This is a genomic window from Sphingomonas sp. J315, assembly GCF_024666595.1.
In the GTDB taxonomy this organism is placed as follows: Bacteria; Pseudomonadota; Alphaproteobacteria; order Sphingomonadales; family Sphingomonadaceae; genus Sphingomonas.
This window is the reverse complement of record NZ_CP088296.1, coordinates 1878926-1898830: the sequence shown is the minus strand read 5'-3', so window position 1 is coordinate 1898830 and position 19905 is coordinate 1878926. Positions and strand designations below refer to the sequence as shown.

The 19905-nt window shown below is 66.6% G+C and carries 15 protein-coding genes and 2 pseudogenes; 10 read left to right on the top strand and 7 right to left on the bottom strand.

Annotation, left to right across the window (positions count from 1 at the left end):
- Window positions 1–41: 41 nt before the first annotated feature.
- From htpX to purH, 5 genes and pseudogenes are all read left to right on the top strand, one after another.
- A complete protein-coding gene (gene htpX, locus LRS08_RS09760; RefSeq protein WP_260481612.1) occupies window positions 42–995 on the top strand; it encodes a zinc metalloprotease HtpX in 954 nt (317 codons plus the stop codon).
- Window positions 996–1040: 45 nt separating this feature from the next.
- The gene (locus tag LRS08_RS09755; protein ID WP_260481611.1) at window positions 1041–2330 is read left to right on the top strand and encodes an RsmB/NOP family class I SAM-dependent RNA methyltransferase; all 1290 of its coding nucleotides are present in this window, start codon (window positions 1041–1043) and stop codon (window positions 2328–2330) included.
- Between the two features lie 23 nt (window positions 2331–2353).
- Window positions 2354–3013 carry a ribulose-phosphate 3-epimerase gene (rpe, locus tag LRS08_RS09750; RefSeq protein WP_257843860.1) on the top strand — a complete coding sequence of 220 codons (660 nt, stop codon included), beginning with the start codon at window positions 2354–2356 and terminating at the stop codon, window positions 3011–3013.
- Window positions 3010–4759 (top strand): annotated as a pseudogene (locus tag LRS08_RS09745) (heparinase II/III family protein). Before rpe ends, LRS08_RS09745 begins: the two are co-directional and overlap by 4 nt.
- A gap of 159 nt (window positions 4760–4918) precedes the next feature.
- Entirely contained in the window at window positions 4919–6490 is a 1572-nt protein-coding gene (purH, locus tag LRS08_RS09740) for a bifunctional phosphoribosylaminoimidazolecarboxamide formyltransferase/IMP cyclohydrolase (RefSeq protein ID WP_257843862.1), read from the top strand.
- A gap of 160 nt (window positions 6491–6650) precedes the next feature.
- Here purH and LRS08_RS09735 read toward each other — a convergent pair whose 3' ends face one another.
- From LRS08_RS09735 to nadB, 4 genes and pseudogenes are all read right to left on the bottom strand, one after another.
- On the bottom strand, window positions 6651–8174 hold the full coding sequence (locus LRS08_RS09735; RefSeq protein WP_257843863.1) for a lipopolysaccharide biosynthesis protein: 1524 nt from the start codon (window positions 8172–8174) through the stop codon (window positions 6651–6653).
- Window positions 8171–10939 carry a DNA polymerase I gene (polA, locus tag LRS08_RS09730; RefSeq protein WP_260481610.1) on the bottom strand — a complete coding sequence of 923 codons (2769 nt, stop codon included), beginning with the start codon at window positions 10937–10939 and terminating at the stop codon, window positions 8171–8173. Before polA ends, LRS08_RS09735 begins: the two co-directional genes overlap by 4 nt.
- 46 nt (window positions 10940–10985) lie before the next feature.
- Window positions 10986–12050, bottom strand: a complete 1065-nt coding sequence (locus tag LRS08_RS09725) for a serine hydrolase (protein ID WP_260481609.1) — start codon at window positions 12048–12050, stop codon at window positions 10986–10988.
- 163 nt (window positions 12051–12213) lie between these two features.
- A pseudogene (nadB, locus tag LRS08_RS09720) lies at window positions 12214–13807 on the bottom strand (L-aspartate oxidase).
- A 122-nt stretch (window positions 13808–13929) separates the two neighbouring features.
- Here nadB and LRS08_RS09715 point away from each other — a divergent pair.
- Complete coding sequence (locus LRS08_RS09715) at window positions 13930–14823, top strand: PHB depolymerase family esterase (protein ID WP_257843866.1); 894 nt, start codon at window positions 13930–13932, stop codon at window positions 14821–14823.
- Here LRS08_RS09715 and LRS08_RS09710 read toward each other — a convergent pair.
- Entirely contained in the window at window positions 14820–15746 is a 927-nt protein-coding gene (locus LRS08_RS09710; protein ID WP_257843867.1) for an ABC transporter ATP-binding protein, read from the bottom strand. The genes LRS08_RS09715 and LRS08_RS09710 overlap by 4 nt on opposite strands.
- Window positions 15747–15845: 99 nt before the next feature.
- Here LRS08_RS09710 and LRS08_RS09705 point away from each other — a divergent pair, with 99 nt between their 5' ends.
- From LRS08_RS09705 to tldD, 3 genes are read left to right on the top strand one after another with little or no spacing between them, the layout of a single operon-like run.
- Window positions 15846–16154 (top strand): hypothetical protein, encoded by a 309-nt coding sequence (locus LRS08_RS09705; protein ID WP_260481608.1) that lies wholly within the window; start codon window positions 15846–15848, stop codon window positions 16152–16154.
- A 55-nt stretch (window positions 16155–16209) separates the two neighbouring features.
- The gene (locus LRS08_RS09700) at window positions 16210–16440 is read left to right on the top strand and encodes a zinc-finger domain-containing protein (RefSeq protein WP_257843868.1); all 231 of its coding nucleotides are present in this window, start codon (window positions 16210–16212) and stop codon (window positions 16438–16440) included.
- An 18-nt stretch (window positions 16441–16458) separates the two neighbouring features.
- Complete coding sequence (gene tldD, locus LRS08_RS09695) at window positions 16459–17880, top strand: metalloprotease TldD (protein WP_260481607.1); 1422 nt, start codon at window positions 16459–16461, stop codon at window positions 17878–17880.
- Between the two features lie 123 nt (window positions 17881–18003).
- Here tldD and LRS08_RS09690 read toward each other — a convergent pair whose 3' ends face one another.
- Both LRS08_RS09690 and LRS08_RS09685 read right to left on the bottom strand, forming a co-directional pair.
- Window positions 18004–18678 carry an HAD family hydrolase gene (locus tag LRS08_RS09690; RefSeq protein ID WP_257843869.1) on the bottom strand — a complete coding sequence of 225 codons (675 nt, stop codon included), beginning with the start codon at window positions 18676–18678 and terminating at the stop codon, window positions 18004–18006.
- On the bottom strand, window positions 18675–19343 hold the full coding sequence (locus LRS08_RS09685; RefSeq protein ID WP_257843870.1) for a YggS family pyridoxal phosphate-dependent enzyme: 669 nt from the start codon (window positions 19341–19343) through the stop codon (window positions 18675–18677). Before LRS08_RS09685 ends, LRS08_RS09690 begins: the two co-directional genes overlap by 4 nt.
- Before the next feature lie 22 nt (window positions 19344–19365).
- Between LRS08_RS09685 and LRS08_RS09680 the strand changes: the two genes are divergently transcribed.
- Complete coding sequence (locus LRS08_RS09680) at window positions 19366–19890, top strand: thiamine phosphate synthase (RefSeq protein ID WP_260481606.1); 525 nt, start codon at window positions 19366–19368, stop codon at window positions 19888–19890.
- Window positions 19891–19905: the final 15 nt, after the last annotated feature.

The following is a 19905-nucleotide window of genomic DNA, read 5'->3' as shown; positions in this document are numbered from 1 at the left end:
ATTGCAGCCCCCACATTGGGGTCTGAAAGGATCGAATCCAAGTGAACGGTTTCAAGACGACGATGCTGCTGGCGGCGCTGACGGCGCTGTTCATGGCTTTGGGCTTCACCATTGGCGGACGCGGGGGCATGATCATCGCGCTGCAGGTCGCGGTGGGGATGAACCTCTTCACCTACTGGAATGCCGACAAGATCGTGCTGAAGATGCACGGCGCGCGTCAGGTGGACGGTGCATCCGCGCCCGAATTCTACAATCTGGTCGCCGGACTTGCCCAGCGCGCGCAGCTGCCGATGCCCAAGGTGTACATCATCGATTCGCCCCACCCCAACGCCTTTGCCACCGGGCGCAATCCCGAGAATGCGGCGGTTGCGGCGACCACCGGCCTGCTCAACATCCTCAACCGTGAGGAGATTGCGGGCGTTATGGCGCATGAGCTGGCGCATGTCCGCAACCGCGACACGCTGATCATGACAATGGTCGCGACGATCGCCGGCGCGATTTCGATGCTCGCCAATTTCGGCCTGTTCTTTCGCGGCGGCGACGACAACCGCGGCGCGTTCCTCGCTACCATTCTTGCGGTGATCGTCGCGCCGTTCGCCGCGATGATCGTCCAGATGGCGATCAGCCGCACCCGCGAATATGGCGCGGATCGCGGCGGCGCGGAGATTTCGGGCAACCCGCGCGCGCTCGCCTCGGCGCTGGCCAAGCTCGCGCGCGGCGCGGCGGCGGTGCCGAACCCGGTGGCGGAACGCAATCCTGCCGCAGCACAACTCTACATCGTCCCGGGCCTGGCGCGCGGCGGCGACAGCCTGTTTTCGACCCACCCCGACACCGGCAACCGCATCGCAGCGCTGGAGGAAATCGCGGTCACCATGGGCCAGAGCGCCCCGCTCGACGCATTCGCTGCCCCTGCCCCCGCCGAGCGTCCGTCTGCACTGGGTGTGCGCGCGACACCGCGTCGCGGAAGCGCGCTCGACCCGAACCGGCGCGGCTGATGCTTTGGGGGTGAACCCGCGCGCGATTCGGCGTAGGGGGCGGTGATGCCTCGCCCTACCGGTCATCGCCCTCCGCCCCGCCCCGCCGATCCCCCCGGCACCCCCGCCCGCCGCGCGGCGCTGCGCCTGCTCGATGCCGTGCTCCGTCGCGGCCTTGCGATCGAACAGGCACTGGACACCTCGACCCAAGGGCTTGCCCCCTCCGATCGCGGTCTGGCGCACGCCATCGCGGCGGAAGTGCTGCGCCGCCTCACCGATCTCGACGACCTGATCGACAGCGCCACGCGCAATCGCCTGCCCGATGACGCCAAGGCGCGCTTCGTGCTGCGGATCGCGCTGGTACAGGCGCTGCGGCTCGGCACCCCGCCGCATGCCGCGATCTCCACCGCGCTGGCGCTGGTCGATGGCGGTCCGCGCAAGCTGGTCCATGGCGTGTTCGGCACGCTGATGCGCCAGAATGCCGTGCTGACCGACCCGCCCGCGCTGCCGGGCGATGTCTATGCCCGGATCGCCGCCAATTGGGGGGCGCGCGTCGCCGACGCCGCCTGCGCCGCCATTGCCGCCCCGCCGCCGCTCGACCTCACGATGCATCCGGCCCACGACGCATCTTGGCCCAACGCGCCGAGCCTACGGCCCGGCCATTATCGCCTGCCCTCCGACTCGACCGTTCTCGAACTCCCCGGCTTTGCGGAAGGCCATTGGTGGGTGCAGGACATCGCCGCCTCGCTCCCCGCCCGCCTGATCGGCGGCGGTTCAGGCCGCGCGCTCGATCTGTGCGCCGCGCCGGGCGGCAAGACGCTCCAGCTCGCCGCCGCCGGATGGGACGTCACTGCCGTCGATGTCTCGGAAAGTCGTCTGGCGCGACTTCACGAGAATCTCGAGCGCACCGGGCTGTCCGCCACCGTGGTCGCAGCAGATCTTCTGAGGTGGGCACCGGGGTTCGAGGCCGACGCCGTGCTGCTCGACGCGCCGTGCAGTGCGACCGGCATCTTCCGCCGTCACCCCGATGTGCTCCACCGTGTCCGCCCGCGCCTGATCGCCGAGATGGCCGAGCTTCAGGCGCAGTTGCTCCCGCGTGCCGCGCGTTGGGTCCGGCCCGGCGGGCTGCTGGTCTATGCCACCTGCTCGCTCGAGCCCGAAGAGGGCGAACAGCAGATCGAGCGTTTCCTGGCCCAGCATCCGGAATTCGCGATCGACCCGATCCTGCCCGACGAACTGCCCGAGGGGTTGTCTGCCCATCCGCGCGGCTGGCTGCGCACCCTTCCCGGGATGCTCGCGGAACAAGGCGGGCTCGACGGGTTTTTCATGGTGCGCCTGATGCGAGTTGCCGCCTAGCTTCGAGGTGATAAAGGAAGGCCATGAACCCGGTCCGTATCGCCCCGTCCATCCTGTCCGCCGATTTCGCCAAATTGGGCGATGAAGTGCGCGCGATCGACGTGGCCGGGGCCGACTGGATCCATATCGATGTGATGGACGGACATTTCGTCCCCAACATCACGATCGGCCCCGCCATCATCAAGGCGCTGCGCCCGCACAGCGCCAAGCCGTTCGACGTCCATCTGATGATCGCGCCGGTCGATCCGATGCTGGAGGCTTTTGCCGAGGCGGGCGCGGACTGCCTGTCGGTCCATCCCGAAAGCGGCCCGCACCTCCACCGCACGCTCCAGACGATCAAGGCGCTGGGCAAGCGCGCCGGCGTGGTGCTCAATCCGGCGACCCCGGTGGACGTGGTGGACCACGTCATGGACCTGATCGACCTGATCCTGGTGATGAGCGTCAACCCGGGGTTCGGCGGGCAGAAGTTCATCGAAAGCCAGCTTTCCAAGATCGCGACGCTGCGCGCGAAGATCGACACCAGCGGCCGGTCGATCGACCTTGAGGTCGATGGCGGGGTCGATCGCACGAACGCCGCGCGCGTCATCGCGGCAGGGGCCGACGCGCTGGTCGCGGGCACCGCAGCGTTCAAGGGCGGCCCGTCGGCTTATGCCGACAATATCGCTGCGTTGCGGGCGGGGTGAGCATTGGCGGCGATGAGCCCGCCGACGGGGCGGCCACCGACGGGATCGAGCAGGGCAAAAGGCTCATCCGGATCGGCGGCGATCGCGGCCTGTCTCTCGCCGACCGCATTTCCGAAAAGTTGTTCCGCTTGAGCTGGCGGACCCCAATTCATTCGCTGCGGCTGAAAGGCCGACACCCCCTCAAGCTGATCGCGGTGACCGACGACCCGTTCATGGGTGATCCGGCGCGCGGCAATGCGTTGCTCGAGGGACGCCTCGTGTTTCGCGGCGAGAGCCATGACGTGGAGTCGCTCGACCTCGCCCGACCGACCTGGTCCGTGCCGTTCGGCGATCATCTCCACAGCTTCGCCTGGCTGCGCGACCTGTCCACCGTCGCCACCCGGCAGCAAGCGGCACCAATTGCCGAGGCGCTGATGCGCAAATGGCTCGCCGCGCATGCCAATCGCGTACGCGATCCAGCGTGGCGCGCCGATCTATGGGGTCGCCGCCTGCAATTCTGGACCGCGCACGCGCCGCTGATCCTGTCGAGCACCGACCTCGTCTATCGCTCGCAAGTTCTCCACGCGCTCGCCCGTGGCGCGCGCCATCTCGATCGCGCCGCCGACCGCGCGCCCGTCGGAGCACCACGCATTGCCGCATGGTGCGGCGTGCTTACCGCCGGGCTGATGATTCCAGGCGGCGATCCGCGCCGTTCGTTCGGTGAGGCGGGACTGTTCCGTGCGATCATCGGTGCGGTCAGCCGCGATGGCGGGATTACCGGTCGCTCGCCCGCAGCGCTGCTCGACGCGATCCAGCTGCTCACGCTGCTTCGCGAAACCTATGCTGCGCGTCGCCTCGATGCGCCGCCCTTTGTCGGTGAGGCGATCGGCCGCATGGTCTCGGCATTGCTCGGCGTGAGCCATGGCGATCGTGGCCTGGCTAGCTGGCAGGGCGGACTACCCGTCCCCGGTGACGTCGTCGACCAAACGGTCGAAGCGACCGGGGCACGTGTCCGCCCGCTGCGTCAGGCGCATGAATGGGGCTATCAGCGCCTCGCCCAGCAGGGGACGGTGCTCATCATGGACGCCGCCCCGCCGCCGATCGCACGAGTGATGGCCGGGGGCTGCGCCTCCACCCTCGCCTTCGAATTCTCCGATGGCGAGGAGCGGATCGTCGTCAGTTGCGGCGGCGCGCGCGGCGCGGACCTGCGCCTGCCCACCGCGCTGACCGAGGGGCTGCGGACGACTGCGGCGCATTCGACCCTGGTCGTGCGCGACAGCAATTCCACCGCGATCCATCCCGACGGCACGCTCGGACGCGGGGTGGTCGAGATGGAGCTGAGCCGCAACGAGACCGAGACCGCCAGCCGGATCGAGGCGAGCCATGACGGCTATGCCCGCCGCCACGGCGTGATCCACCGCCGCACCATCGCGCTCGGCACCGATGGTCGCGACGTGCGCGGCGAAGACAGTCTGCTTCCCGCGGAGAAGCGCGGGGGCAAGGGCGGCGCCGTGCCGTTCACCGTCCGCTTCCACCTCCACCCTGCGGTTGACGCCACCCCCCACTGCCGATGGCTCGGGCGCCTTGCTCCGCACGCGGTCGGGATCGGTGTGGCAGTTCCGTGCGCGCGGCGCGGCGCTGGCGATCGAGGAAAGCGTGTGGATCGACGCCAAGGGCATTCCACGTGAAACCCAGCAGATCGTCCTGACCGGCGAGGCGCTGACCGGCGGCTCCAGTGTCTCTTGGCTGTTCCACCGCGCGAGATAGTTGTCGGCTTCAGCATAGCTGAAGCGTTGCGGCACCGGCCCGCTCCCCCACCCGGCCACCCACTTCAAGGTATCTTCGATGGGTGGCCGGGTGGGAGAGCGGGCCGGTGCCGCAACTCGGGGCTTGCAGAGCAAGCCCCGCAAGCTAAAGCGCGCGGCCATGAGCAGCATCACGATCCGCCGCGCCCTCCTCTCGGTTTCCGACAAGACCGGGATCGTCGAACTCGGTCAGGCGCTCGCCGCCAAGGGAGTCGAACTCGTTTCGACCGGCGGCACGTCCAAGGTGCTGCGTGAGGCAGGGCTGGAAGTCCGCGACATCTCCGACCTCACTGGTTTCCCCGAAATGATGGACGGCCGCGTCAAGACGCTGCACCCGGTGGTGCATGGCGGTCTGCTCGCGGTGCGCGACGATGCTGGCCACATGGCCTCGGCCAGCGAACATGCGATCGGGATGATCGACCTGGTCGTGGTCAATCTCTACCCCTTCGCCCAGACTGTCGCGAAGGGCGCGAGCCGCGACGAGATTATCGAGAATATCGACATCGGCGGCCCGTCGATGGTCCGTTCTGCCGCCAAGAACCACGCATTTGTCGCGATCGTCACCGATCCCGCCGACTATGCCGTGGTCGCGACCGGCGAGACCACGCTCGACGACCGCAAGCGCTTTGCCGCCAAGGCCTATGCCCTGACTGCCCAGTACGACTCGACCATCGCCAGTTGGTTCGCCTTCGCCGATCAGGGCGAAAAATTCCCCGAAACGCTCCCGTTGGTGTTCAAACGCGGCGAAGAGCTCCGGTACGGTGAGAACCCGCATCAGTCCGCCGCCCTCTACCTCCCCGCCGGTCCCGCCACGCCGGGGATCGCGCAGGCCGAGCAGCTGCAGGGCAAGGAGCTGAGCTACAACAACTATAACGACGCCGATGCCGCGCTCGAACTGGTCAGCGAATTCCGCGACGGCCCGCCGACGGTGGTGATCGTCAAGCACGCCAACCCCTGCGGCGTCGCCACCGCCGAGACTTTGGTCGACGCGTACAAGGCCGCGCTCGCCTGCGATTCGGTTTCGGCATTTGGCGGGATCATCGCGCTCAACCGTCCGCTGGATGCCGAGACGGCGAAGGCGATCACCGAGATTTTCACTGAAGTCGTCGTCGCTCCCGGTGCGAGCGATGAAGCCAAGACCATTTTCGCCGCGAAGAAGAACCTCCGCCTGCTGATCTGCGGCGAGTTGCCCAATCCGACGCGACCCGGCCTGATGCTCAAGACGATCGCGGGCGGAGCACTGGTCCAGTCGCGCGACAATGGCAGCGTGACGCAGGACGCGCTCAAGGTGGTCACGCAACGCGCGCCGACCGATCAGGAACTTGCCGACTGCCTGTTCGCCTGGACAGTCGCCAAGCACGTCAAGTCGAACGCAATCGTCTATGCCAAGGATGGCAGCACCGCAGGGGTCGGCGCGGGGCAGATGAACCGCCTCGAATCCGCGCGGATCGCCGCATGGAAGGCCAAGGACGCCGCCGAAAAGGCCGGCTGGTCCCAGCCGCGCACGATCGGCAGCGCGGTCGCCTCCGACGCCTTCTTCCCCTTCGCCGACGGCCTGCTCGCGGCCGTCGAGGCGGGCGCGACTGCCGTGATCCAGCCTGGCGGATCGATCCGCGACGATGAAGTGATCGCGGCGGCGGATGGGGCTGGCCTCGCGATGGTGTTCACCGGGATGCGCCACTTCCGGCATTGAGCGAAAATGCCCACTCTCCGTTTGTCCTGAGCCTTTCGAAGGGCCAGCCCCTGAGGTCTGCGCCCGCGCTTCGACAATGACCAAGTGGAACGTCCCCCGGATGTTCCAGCCAAAGCTGGGAGCTTTGGCGACTTGGTCATCAGCGTAAACGGGGTGCGGGTCAAACTTTCTCGTCGGGCAGTGTCGGTTCGCTCTTCGGCATCTTCTTGAACAGCGCCCGGTCTTCCGGCCCGAACGCCCATTTTGCGATCACCGCAAAATAGGCGATGAAGATCGCGGGGATGCCGACCGACAGTTCCAGCCATTCGAGCTGCGGCGGCAGTCGCGTGAACGCCCATCCGACCGCGCCAGCAACCAGGATCGCGGCCACGAAGCCGGGGCGCAGGCTGAACACCGATGCGCTGGTCAGCTTGGCCAGCATCCAGCATTTTATGGTCGATCCCAGCGCCAGCGTCAGTACCAGCGCCATTGCCGGTCCCACCGCCTGAACATGCACATCCAGCCCCATCGCCCGCATCTGGAACACCAGCGCAAAGCTCAGTGCCGCCTGAAAGCCGAGCAGCAGCAGCGATACCACCAGATTGCGGTGCCGCGCCATATAGACCAGCCCGGCCTCTGCCACCGCGCCGGGCGTTGCGGCGACCTCGGCTGCGAGAAGGAAGCAAAGTGCCACTGCGCCGACCACGAATTGCGGGCCGACAACGCCCATCACCCCTTCCGCCGGGATTCCGCCCATCAGCAGCAATGCCGCCTGAAGCGTGATGATCCAGAAACCGACTTGCTTGACCTGCGCCGCAATTGCGCTGCGGTTTCCTGCGGCCAGATTGCGCGCGATCACCGGCCCCAACACCGGATCGAAGCTGGTCTTGAGCTTTTGCGGGATCGAGGAAACCTGCTGCGCCATGTAATAAATGCCGACGATCGCTGGCGGGAACAGCAGACCCAGGATGAATCGGTCGATATTGCGCGACCCCCATTCGATCGCATCCGCGCCCGCCAGAGGCATGTTGCGCCGGGCGAGCTGGAGCAATGGAGTCACCCGCGGCGACCAGCCATGCGGAAGGCCATAGCTGCGGATAAAGGGAATCAGGCTGGCGACCAGCGCCGCCGCCATCGACAGGACATAGGCGATAATCAGTCCGTCGCGTGCCGAGACATAATAGAGCGCCCAGGCCGCAATACTGATCGTCCACGGTTCCACGATCGCGCGCGCCGTCACCGTGGCCTTCACATTGTGGCGGTAGGCAAGCGCGGCGAGGCTGACATCGGACCAGGCGATCGCGAACACGATCACTGCCAGATAGCGGTCGAGCCCGGTGGTCCCGCTATTGGGAAACATCAGATCCGGGAAAACGAACAGCAATGCACTCGCCAGCACCGAGACGACGAACGCGACCACCATCCCGTCCCACACGACATGACTGTGCGGTCGGTCGGTCGACGCCAGCGCCTGTGCCAGCCCGCGTTTGAGGCCCAGGGTGGCGAGCAGCGCTGCCAACTCGACCACGACGACGGCGAGCGCGAACCGCCCGACTGTCTCCGCGCCATAGAGGCGCCCGGCAATGAACAGGAACGGCAACCGCGCGAGTAAACGCAGCATGAAGCCAAGAATATTGGTCCGCCCACCCTTTGCGAGCGCATTGAGATCGTCGGGTTGCGAACCCGGTGCGGTCGCGCTGCTCAATGCGCCGCGCCCCAACTGGGGCCTGTGCCGATCTCCACGCCGAGCGGCACGGTGAGCGCTATCGCGGGTTCCGCCGCAGTCTCCATCACCCGGCGGATCACCGCCGACGCAGCATCGACATCGCCTTCGGGCAGTTCGAACACCAGTTCGTCATGCACCTGCAGCAGCATCCGCACATTCGGCAGCCCCGCGTCCAGCAGCGCCGGCCCCATCCGCGCCATGGCGCGCTTGATGATGTCGGCGCTGGTCCCCTGAATCGGCGCGTTGATCGCGGCGCGCTCGCTGCCCGCGCGCTCATTCTGGTTGGGCGCGTTGATCCGCGTGAAGTGCGTCTTGCGCCCGAACAAGGTCGTCGTATAGCCGCGCGCCTTCGCCTCGGTCAGCGTGTCGGCGATATAGCGGCTGATCCCCGGGAAGCTCTGGAAATAGCGGTCGATCATCCCCTGCGCTTCGTCCGGCGTGACGTCGAGCCGTCCGGCCAGCCCCCAGCGGCTGATGCCGTAGAGGATCGCAAAGTTGATCGTCTTCGCCCGCCCGCGCGTGTCGCGGTTGACCTCGCCAAACAGCTCCATCGCGGTGCGGTTGTGAATGTCCTCGCCCTGCTCGAACGCCTCGCGCAGCGCGGGCACATCGGCGATATGCGCGGCCAAGCGCAATTCGATCTGCGAATAGTCGGCTGACAGGATGACGTTGCCCGGCTCGGCCACGAAGGCGTCGCGGATCTGCCGCCCCGTCTCGGTACGGATCGGGATATTCTGCAGGTTCGGGTCGGTCGACGACAGCCGCCCGGTCTGCGCCCCGGTCAGCGAATAGCTGGTATGCACCCGCCCCGTCGCCGGGTTGATCTGTGCCTGCAGCGCATCGGTATAGGTGGATTTGAGCTTCGACAGCTGGCGCCAGTCGAGCACTTTCAGCACCATCTCCCGCCCGGGCGAATCCTTGTCCGCCGCGATCCGCTCCAGCTCGTTGACGTCGGTCGAGTACACGCCCGACTTGCCCTTGCGCCCGCCCTTGATCCCCATCTTGTCGAACAATACGTCGCCCAATTGCTTGGGGCTGCCGATGGTGAATTTGAACCCGGCGATCGCGTGGATTTCCGCCTCCAGCGCCGCAATCTGCGTCGTAAACTCGCTGGAGAGTCGCGCCAGCACCCCGGCATCGACCTTGATCCCCGCCAGCTCCATGTCGGCGATCACCCGCACCAGCGGCCGATCGACCATCTCATAGACGCGCGTCGCGCCCTCATAGGCCAATCGCGGCTTCAACCGCCGCCACAGCCGCAGTGTGACATCGGCATCCTCGGCGGCGTAGCGCGTCGCGGCCTTCAGATCGACCTCGGCAAAGCCGATCTGCTTCTTTCCGCTCCCGGTCACATCCTTGTACGCGATGCAGCTGTGCGACAGATGCGTCGCCGCCAGCTCGTCCATGCCATGGCCGTGCAGCCCGGCATCGAGATCGAAGCTCATCACAATCGTGTCGTCATAGGGCGCGATATCGATCCCCAGTTGGCCCAGGATGATCAGGTCATATTTGAGGTTGTGCCCGATCTTGAGCACCGCCGGATCCTCCAGCAGCGGCTTGAGCTGCGCCAGCACCGTCGCGCGGTCGAGCTGCACCGGCTTCTCGGCGAACATGTCGGTCCCGCCATGGCCGATCGGAATATAGCAGGCGAGATTGGGGTGCAGCGCCAGGCTGACCCCGACCAGTTCGGCCCGGGTCGCGTCGGTGCCCGTCGTCTCAGTATCGATCGCGACCCAGCCCTGATGCCGGGCAACGGTAATCCAGCGGTCGAGCGCCGCCTCATCGACCACCGTTTCATAGGCATCGTGATCGCAGGGTGGATCGGGCTCCAGCCCCGGCACCTCATGGGTCTCGACCGGCGCATCCGCGACCGACTCACCACCGCTGCCCAGCCGCGCGAGCAAGGTCTTGAACCCGTGATGCTCGAGGAACGCGCGCAGCGGCGCATCCGGGATTCCGTCAAGGACGAAGCTGTCGAGCGGTTCGGGCAGCGGCACATCCTCGGCCAGCGCGACCAGCTTGCGCGACAGCCGCGCCATATCGGCATGTTCGATCAGGTTGTCGCGCAGCTTGCCCGGCTTCATCGTCGGCGCGGCGGCCAGCACCGCCTCGACATCGCCATGCTCGAGGATCAGCTTGGCCGCGGTCTTCGGCCCCACCCCCGGCACGCCCGGCACATTGTCGACGCTGTCGCCCATCAGCGCCAGAACTTCGCCGAGCTTGTCCGGCCCGACCCCGAACTTCTCGACCACCGCCTCCGGCCCCATGCGCCGGTCCTTCATCGTGTCGAGCATGTCGATGCCCGGTTCGGTCAGCAGCTGCATCAGATCCTTGTCGGAACTGACGATCGTCACCTGCCACCCCTGCGCCAGCGCTGCCTTGGAGTAACTCGCGATCAGATCGTCCGCCTCCCAGCCCAGTTCCTCGATACAGGGCAGGCTGAACGCGCGCGTCGCGTCGCGGATCATCGGGAATTGCGGGCGCAGATCTTCGGGAGCCGGCGGACGGTTCGCCTTGTACTGGTCGTAAAGCTGGTTGCGAAACGTCTCCTCCGCCTTGTCGAGGATCACAGCCAGGTGCGTCGGGCCCTCGGCCTTGTGCAGTTCGCTCGCCAGCTTCCACAGCATCGACACATAGCCATAGACCGCACCCGCAGGTTCGCCATGCTTGTTGGTCAGCTTGGGCAGCACATGATAGGCGCGAAAGATGAAGCTCGAGCCGTCGACAAGATAGAGATGGGGCATTGGCGAGGCTTAGCAGCGCGAAACCGCATGGGCGAGAGCTTAAGCCTCAGCGATGGTTCGCCACTACGCTCGCGACGACCGCTTGCATCAGCTGCTGGCGTTCGCGCACCGGGCGCGGGGTATCGCCGATCATCACCGCGATCGAATAGGCTTTGCCATCCGGCGCGGTCAGGATGCCGATATCGTTGAACCCGGCGGTACGCGCGCCCAGATCCTGCCCGGTCCCGGTCTTGTGCGCCAGAGTCCAGCCCACCGGCACCGCCGCGCGCAGCCGCGCCTTGCCAGTCCGCGTGCCAGACATCACCGTGGTCAGAAAACTCGTCGATGAGGCCGAGAGCAGCTCCCCGGCCTTCAGCCGCGCCAGCGCCAGCGCGATCGCCGAGGGTGCCGCGCCATCGACCGGGTCGGCAACATAGGAATCGAATGCCGCGCGCCGCACGGTCGGCGGCAATGCGGCACGCGCGCGCTGGAACTCACCCGCCATCGAATAGCGTTGGTCCCAGCTCAGCCCGGCAGTGCCCGCCTGCAACAGCCGCTCGCCCGGCCCAAAGCGAATTTCGCCCAATCCGCGATCGGCGATGAAGGCGCGTACCGCCTGCGGTCCGCCGACCAGGGTCAGCAACCGGTCATTGGCGGTATTGTCGCTCGACTGCATCGCGCGCAACAGCAACTCGCGCACAGTGGTGCGATAGACGCCGTCGCGCACCACCAGCGAAGCGATCGGCTGATGGAACAGGGTCAGATGCTCGCGGCGCAGTTCGACCGGATCGTCCAGCGTCAGACGGCCCTTGTCGCGGGCATCGAGCACGGTCATCGCGACCCACAGCTTGCTCACGCTCTGCTGCGGCATGCGGCGGTCGCCATTGGCGTCGACTTGCCACCCCCATTCGAGGCTGCGGACCGAAATGCCGACCACGCCGCCGAAATCGCGCGCAAGCGCATCGACCGTCACGGTCAGAGCGGCGGGGGCGGGAAAGACCGGGAGTGGCTTCGGCGCAGCCGGAATCGGCATCGACACGCGATAGCTGGCCGGGGTCAGATCCTTGGGGAGGTCATCGCGGTGCACGCCGGCACCGATCAACAGGACAGGCGCGAGGCCCGCCAGAGTCATTGCACGCTGAAGAGATCGTAAACTCCTGCATCCCCAACACGATACCACGCCCCTTGCCCTAAGCGATCATGCTGCGTCGCGGCGTTCCGGCCAAGAGTCGACGGCAACTTCTGCGACGAACGCGCGGAATATGACGGCAAAGCGTGAAGATTCGGCCAAAATTTCAGGGAACCAATACAGTATCGCGGGCGATTTCGTCGGTCTGCGGGTGATCCAGCGTGTAGTGCAGCCCGCGGCTTTCATGCCGGTGGAGCGCCGATCGTACGATCAGTTCGGCTGACTGGAGCAGGTTGCGCAGTTCGATCAGGTCGGGGGTCACGCGGAAATGGCCGTAATAGTCGGCGACCTCCTCGTTGAGCATCTTGATGCGGTGCGCGGCGCGTTCGAGCCGCTTGGTGGTCCGCACGATCCCGACATAGTTCCACATGAAGCGGCGGATTTCGGTCCAGTTCTGCTTGATCACCACTTCTTCATCCGAATCGGTGACGCGGCTCTCGTCCCATGGGCGGATCGGCGGTGGCGGGGGCAGATCATTCCAGTTCGCCGCGATATGCCGCGCGGCCGCCTCGCCGAACACGAAACATTCGAGCAGCGAGTTGCTCGCCAGCCGGTTCGCGCCGTGGAGCCCGCTCTCGCTACACTCGCCAGCGGCATAGAGCCCGGGCAGATCGGTGCGCCCGTCCAGGTCGATGACGACCCCCCCCACAGGTGTAGTGCTGCGCCGGCACCACCGGGATCGGCTGGGAAGTCATGTCGATGCCCAGGCCAATCAGCTTGTCATGGATGTTGGGGAAATGCCCCTTTACGAACTCGGCGGGCATATGGCTGATGTCGAGATGGACGAAATCGAGGCCGTCGCGCTTGATTTCGGCGTCGATTGCGCGGGCGACCACATCGCGCGGGGCCAGCTCCATCCGCTCCGGGTCGTAATCCGCCATGAAGCGCTTGCCGGTCTGCGGGTTGAAGAGTCGCCCGCCCTCGCCCCGCACCGCTTCCGTGATCAGGAAATTCTTGACGTCGAGATTGTAGAGGCAGGTCGGGTGGAACTGCATCATCTCCATGTTCGAGATGCGGCACCCCGCGCGCCACGCCATCGCAATGCCGTCACCGGTCGCCCCCTTGGGCGCGGTCGAGAAGAGATAGGTGCGCCCCGCCCCGCCGGTCGCCAGCACCGTGGCGTTCGCTGTGAACAGCTCGACGCCCCCGGTCGCGCGGTTGACGGCATAGACGCCCCACACCTTGCCCGCCCCCGAATAGCGCAGCTCATGGCGGCTGGTGGCAAGATCGATCGCGACCATGTCTGGGACCAGGGTGATGTTGGGATTGGCGCGCGCGGCGCGGATCAGCGCCTCCTGCACCGCCCAACCGGTGGCGTCGTCGACATGGACGATGCGGCGCGCGCTGTGCCCGCCCTCACGCGTCAGGTGCAGTGCGTTGCCGTCCATATTGAATGGCACGCCCAACTCGACCAGCCGTTCGATCGCGGCGGGGGCGTTTTCGACCACCATCTCTACCGTCGCACGGTCGTTGAGGCCCGCGCCGGCGATCATCGTATCCTCGATATGCGCCTCGAACGTGTCGCCCGGCTCGAGCACCGCGGCGATCCCACCCTGCGCCCAGGCGGTCGACCCCTCATCCAGCCCGCCCTTGGCCAGCACCGTCACCCGGAACCGTTGGGCAAGATTGAGCGCGGCGGTCAGCCCGGCGGCGCCCGATCCGATGACAAGCACGTCGCACTGATGGGGGTCGTGGGCCACTCTTATTCCTTCGCGCACTCATGGCGGTGGGCCGCTATGCGACAAAGCGCGGCGATTTCAAACACGCTGCGGTTGCCGCATAACAGCGCAGGTCATAGCGAGCGGATTACAAGGAGATACCGATGCGCCTGATCCTCGCCGCCGCCGCTGCCCTGTTCGTCGCGACTGTGCCAGCACTCGCCGCACCGGGCTGCCCGGTTGTCTCCGGCACCACGGCGCGGGTGACGGTCGGCAATACCGGACGCAGCATGCTGCTCCACGTTCCCGCGAATGCACCGCCGGGTCGCCTTCCGCTCGTCTTCGCCTTGCACGGCAGCGGTGGCGACGGCGCCGCCATCCTGGCGCAGTCGAAGCTGGAGGCGAGCAGCGACCGCCACGGATTCCTTGTCGCCGCGCCGGACGCTGGCATCCCGGTCGAGCGCGGCTTTGTCTGGAACATTCCGGGCGTCCCGACCGTCACCGGCAAGGTGCCGGGGCCGGGCGATGCCGATGACGTCGCCTTCCTCAAGACCGCGATCGACTGGCTGGCGAACAGCGGCTGTGCCGACCGCAAGCGCGTCTATGCCACCGGCCTGTCGGGTGGCGGGCGGATGACGTCATGGCTGGGCTGCGTCGCGTCAGACCGCTTCGCCGTGATCGCCCCGGTCGTGGGCCTTCGCGCCGGCAACCCGCTGGCGAGCGACACGGCCCGCCCGGACCCCACGACCTGCACGCCCAAGCACCCGATGCCGGTGATCGCCTTTGCCGGAGACGCCGACGGCACCAACCCGGTGCAGGGTGGCGGCGCGGGCTATTGGCAATATACGATGGAGGCTGCGGAGGCGCGCTGGGCCGCGCTCAACGGGTGCAAGGCAGGCCCGCTGCGCCGCGACCTCGCCGCGAACCTCTATGAGCGGCTGCATACGCAATGCCGGGCGCGCGCCGAAGTCGCCGCCCATATCCTGCGCGGCGGCGGGCATGTCTGGACTGCGGACAATGACGCGATGTGGCGCTTCTTCGCGCGCTATCGGCGTTAGGCCGCGTTCGCCGCCCGCGTCAGGCTCAGGAACACGTCCTCCAGATCCGCCTCGCGCGTGCTGACGTCAACGATGCCGAACCCCGCCGCCTGCACCGCGCCCAGCACTTCGCCGGCGTTCGCGCGGTCCTTGCGATAGGTGATGACCAAGGTCCGCTCGCCCTTGGCTTCGATCTTCTGGAAACAGGCATTGGCGGGCAGATCGGCGATGTCACGGTCCACGACGACCTCGACCGCCTTTTCCTGCGTCTTGCCGACCAGCTCACGGGTCGGCTCGTTGGCGATCAGCTTGCCGTGGTTGATGATCGCGATGCGATCGCACAGCTCCTCCGCTTCCTCCAGATAGTGTGTGGTCAGCACCACCGTCACGCCGGCGTCGTTGAGCGTGCGGACATAGGCCCAGAGCTGCTGGCGTAGTTCAATATCGACGCCGGCAGTCGGTTCGTCGAGCACCAGCACCGGCGGCGAATGCACCATTGCCTTGGCGACCATGAGCCGCCGCTTCATCCCGCCCGACAAAGTGCGCGAATAGGCGCGCGCCTTGTCCTCCAGATGCACCGCGCGCAGCAACTCCATCGAGCGCCGTTCGCCCTTCGGCACGCCGTACAGCCCGGCCTGAATCTCCAGCGTCTCGACCGGCGTGAAGAAGGGGTCGAACATGATCTCCTGATTGACGATCCCGATCGCGCGCTTGGCGTTGCGCGGACTGGCGTCGATGTCGAATCCCCAGATGCGCGCGGTGCCGCCGGTCTTGTTGACCAGACCCGCCAAGATGTTGATCAGCGTCGACTTGCCCGCACCATTGGGCCCGAGCAGCCCAAAAATCTGTCCGCGCGGGACGGAGAAGCTCACCCCGTCCAGCGCCTGTTTGCCGCCCTTATAGACCTTCGAAAGGCCGTCGATCTCGATCGCCGCGTCGCTCATCGGGCGGAAGTGGGACGGTGCGTCGCGATTGGCAAGCGAATCGGTTGCCAAAACCGGCCGCAGGGCACAGGCTTGGTGACCATCCGGGGAGGAAAAACGATGCTGATCGTCCATGCAATCGCGCTCGCAATTGCCCAGGCCACCCCGACCCCCGCCGATCAGGCCGACGCGAAATGCGTGTTTGCGATGACGATGCTGGGCGAAAGCGCCTCCGCGACCGACAAGCCCGGACTCGAGATGACGATGAGCTTTTTCCTGGGCAAGATCGTCGGGCGAAGCGGAGCGGCGATGCTCGGCCCCGCTATCGATGCGGTGGCGGAATCGATGCAGGCAGGCGGCATCGACGGCGCGGCGAAGTTGGCCGAGCAATGCGCGAGCGAGTTCGAACGCTCGACCGGATCAATGTAGGCAACCGTGCACGCCGCGATTGCCCGCGCGCGCGCGCTTTGCTAACCGCGTCCCCATGATCGCGCCGCCCGAAGTCACCCGCGTCACCACCGCCTGCGTCGTCTGTGACGGCGCGCACGCCGGTATTCCCGCCGTGTTGGGCCATCCGCGCGTGTTTTTGCAGATCGATGAGCATGGCTATGTCGATTGCGGCTATTGCGACCGCCGCTTCGTGCTGATCGGCGGCCCCGTCGATGGTAGCAATCAGGGCGACCTGCCCGATATCGCGTCTGGCGCGAGCATCTAACTTACCTATATTCGGGGAATGTACCGCGATCCCCGAGGCTTTCTTTACCGCGACGGCTTTGACGCCGATGCCGCCCAGCGCCTGACCGCATCGATCCTCGCCAAGGCCGAGGATGGCGAGCTTTACCTGCAATATCGCAAATCGGAAGCGTTCGGCTTTGACGACGGACGGCTCAAGACCGCGTCGTACAATACCGATTCGGGCTTTGGCCTGCGCGCGGTGAGCGGCGAAACCACCGCCTTCGCGCACGCCAACGAGATCAGCGAAGCCGCGATCCGCCGCGCGGGCGAGACGATGGCGCTGATCGACCCGGCGACCGGGCCCAAGGCCGCTGCCCCGACGCGCACCAATCGCCATCTCTACACCGACGCCGACCCGCTCGACCTGGTTCCCTTCGCCGACAAGGTGAACCTCTGCCAGACGATCGATGCAGCCGCCCGCGCGCGCGACCCGCGCGTGGTGCAGGTGTCGGCGAGCCTGCTGGGGTCATGGAGCGTGGTCGAAATCGTGCGGCCAGACGGCTTTGTCGCGACCGACATCCGCCCGCTGGTCCGCCTCAATGTCAGCATCGTGGTTGAGGCAAATGGGCGGCGCGAGACTGGCAGCTTCGGCACCGGCGGTCGCGCGCTCTATGACCGACTGTTCGAGCCCGTGACGTGGAACCACGCGATCGACGAGGCGCTGGCGCAGGCGTTGGTCAATCTCGACGCGGTCGATGCGCCGGCCGGCGAGATGACCGTGCTACTCGGACCGGGTTGGCCCGGTGTGCTGCTGCACGAGGCGGTCGGCCATGGCCTTGAGGGCGATTTCAACCGCAAAGGGACCAGCGCCTTTTCGGGCCGGATCGGCGAGCGCGTCGCTGCACCCGGCGTCACCGTGGTCGATGATGGGTCAATCATGGGCCGGCGCGGATCGCTGTCGATCGACGATGAGGGCACGCCGACGCGCGAGACGGTGCTGATCGAGGACGGCATCCTCAAGGGCTATATGCAGGATCGCCTCAACGCGCGGCTGATGGGGGTCGAACCCACCGGAAACGGCCGACGCGAGAGCTTCCAGCACGCGCCGATGCCGCGCATGACCAACACCTTCATGAAGGGGGGCAAGGACGACCCCGCCGAGCTGTTGAGCCGCGTCAAGAAGGGCATCTTCGCCAAGAGCTTCGGCGGCGGTCAGGTCGACATCGTGTCGGGCAAGTTCGTCTTCTCCTGCACCGAGGCGTACAAGATTGAGAACGGCAAGATCGGCGCCCCGATCAAGGGCGCGACGCTGATCGGTGATGGTCCCACCTGCCTGACCAAGGTAATCGGGATCGGCAATGATTTTGCGCTCGACGAGGGCATCGGCATGTGCGGCAAGGGCGGGCAGTCCGTGCCTGCGGGCGTCGGTCAGCCGAGCCTGCTGGTCGAGCGGCTGACGGTCGGCGGAACGGCGGCGTAAAGCCTGCTCTGTTCAAACAAGCTTTGTTACCCTGCGAAAGCAGGGGTCCAGAGCAGGCACGGCATCGCTTGCGGCCCTGGACTCCTGCTTTCGCAGGAGGACGGTTCAAGCAACTGACACCCTTTAGGCAAGCAGCCGCGCAACTTCGGTGAAGTCGTGCGCGATGTCGTGAACGCCGATTTCGCGCAGCCGGGTCGCGTGATCCGGCCCGCAATGATTGCCCGCGCAGATGCCGATGACATGTGCGCCCGACGCCACCGCGCCGGTCGCGCCAACGGGTGAATCCTCCAGAATCGCACAGCGTTCGATCGGCACGCCCAGTTGCGCAGCGGCGTGGAGATAGATGTCGGGGGCGGGTTTTCCCCGTGCGACATGCTCGCGCCCGCTGAAGATCCGTCCGTCGAACGCATCGCGGATGCCGAAATGGTCGAGATGCGTCCCGATCCAGCGGCTGTTGCTCGACGAGGCGATGGCACGCGGCAGGTCGGCGGGCAGCGCGCGGACAAAGGCGATTGCGCCCGCAACCTCCGCCACCCCTTCGGTCAGCGCGCGGCGATTTTCGATCTCGCGCGCGGTGTGGAAGTCCTCCGGAAGCGTTCGCCCGATCCAGGTTTCGATCGCGTCGAGAAACTCGCGCCCGGCCAGACCCATGAAGTTCGCCATCGACTCTTCGGGGCTGGTTGGATGGCCGATGCCGGTCAGATATTCGGCGATGTGCCGGTTGCCCTCGAACTCGCTTTCGAGCAGCACTCCGTCGAAATCAAAGATCAGCGCGTCGAAGCGCACCGAGAGGGTCATGCGCGCGCCCCGAACAATGCGGTGCCGACGCGGACATGGGTCGCGTCGATCGTGACCGCGACGTCGAAATCGTCCGACATGCCGATGCTGAGGCCCTCCAGCCCCGCCTCGCGCGCCAGCTTTGCCAGGAGCGCGAAATAGGGGGCCGAATCGACGCCCACCGGCGGAACAGCCATCAGCCCGACGATCGGCAAGTCAGCCGCCATCGCCTCGGCCAGCAGCGCGGGTAGCTCTGCAACCGCGACGCCGCCCTTTTGCGGTTCGTCCCCGATATTGACCTGAATGAAACAATCGGGGCGCTTACCGGACTCGGCCATCGCCTTGGCGAGCGCCGCGATGAGCGAAGAACGATCGACCGAATGAATCGCATCGAACAGCGCGACAGCGTCCGCCGCCTTGTTCGACTGGAGCTGACCAACCAGATGCAGGCGGATATCGGGGTGCGCCGCACGCAGCGCAGGCCATTTCTCGGCCGCTTCCTGCACCCGATTCTCGCCAAACACGCGCTGGCCCGCGTCGAGCAGCGGTCGGATCGCATCGGCATCATGCGTCTTGGAGACCGCGATCAGCGTGACGGCGTCGGGGCGACGGTCGGCCAGTGTGGTGGCGCGTGCGATTCGCGTGCGGATAGCGGCGAGGCGGGAAGAAGCGGTTTCGGCGGACATGCGGCGCGCTATAGGAAAGGCGATGCCGCGCCGCCACCCCTGCCCCGTCACCTTGCCGCGCCGCTGGCTGATGACCGACGAACGGATGGACGAAGCGCTATGGCGTGCGATCGACGCGCTGCCGCGCGGGTCGGGGATCGTGTTTCGCCACTATGCGACGCCGGCGGGCGCACGGCGCGCACTGTTCGATCGGGTGCGCGGCACCGCGCGACGTGGGGGACATTTGCTGCTGGTCGCCGGTCCCCGAGTCGGGCGCGGGCCCCTGCCCCGCCATGGTCGCGAGCGGGGAGCACTCACCGCGCCGGTCCATTCTCGCCGAGAAGCAATCGCCGCGATTCGCGCCAGCGCGGCGCTGTTGTTCGTTTCCCCCGTCCACCCGACACGCTCACATGTCGGCGCCCCCACACTCGGGCGTGTGCGACTCGGACTGATGATCCGCGGGCTCAAGCTGCCGGTGATTGCGCTGGGCGGCATGGATGAACGTCGCTGGCGCACACTCCGGCAACTCGGTGTATATGGATGGGCCGGGATCGACGCCTGGGCCTGAACCCAACGTCAGCGA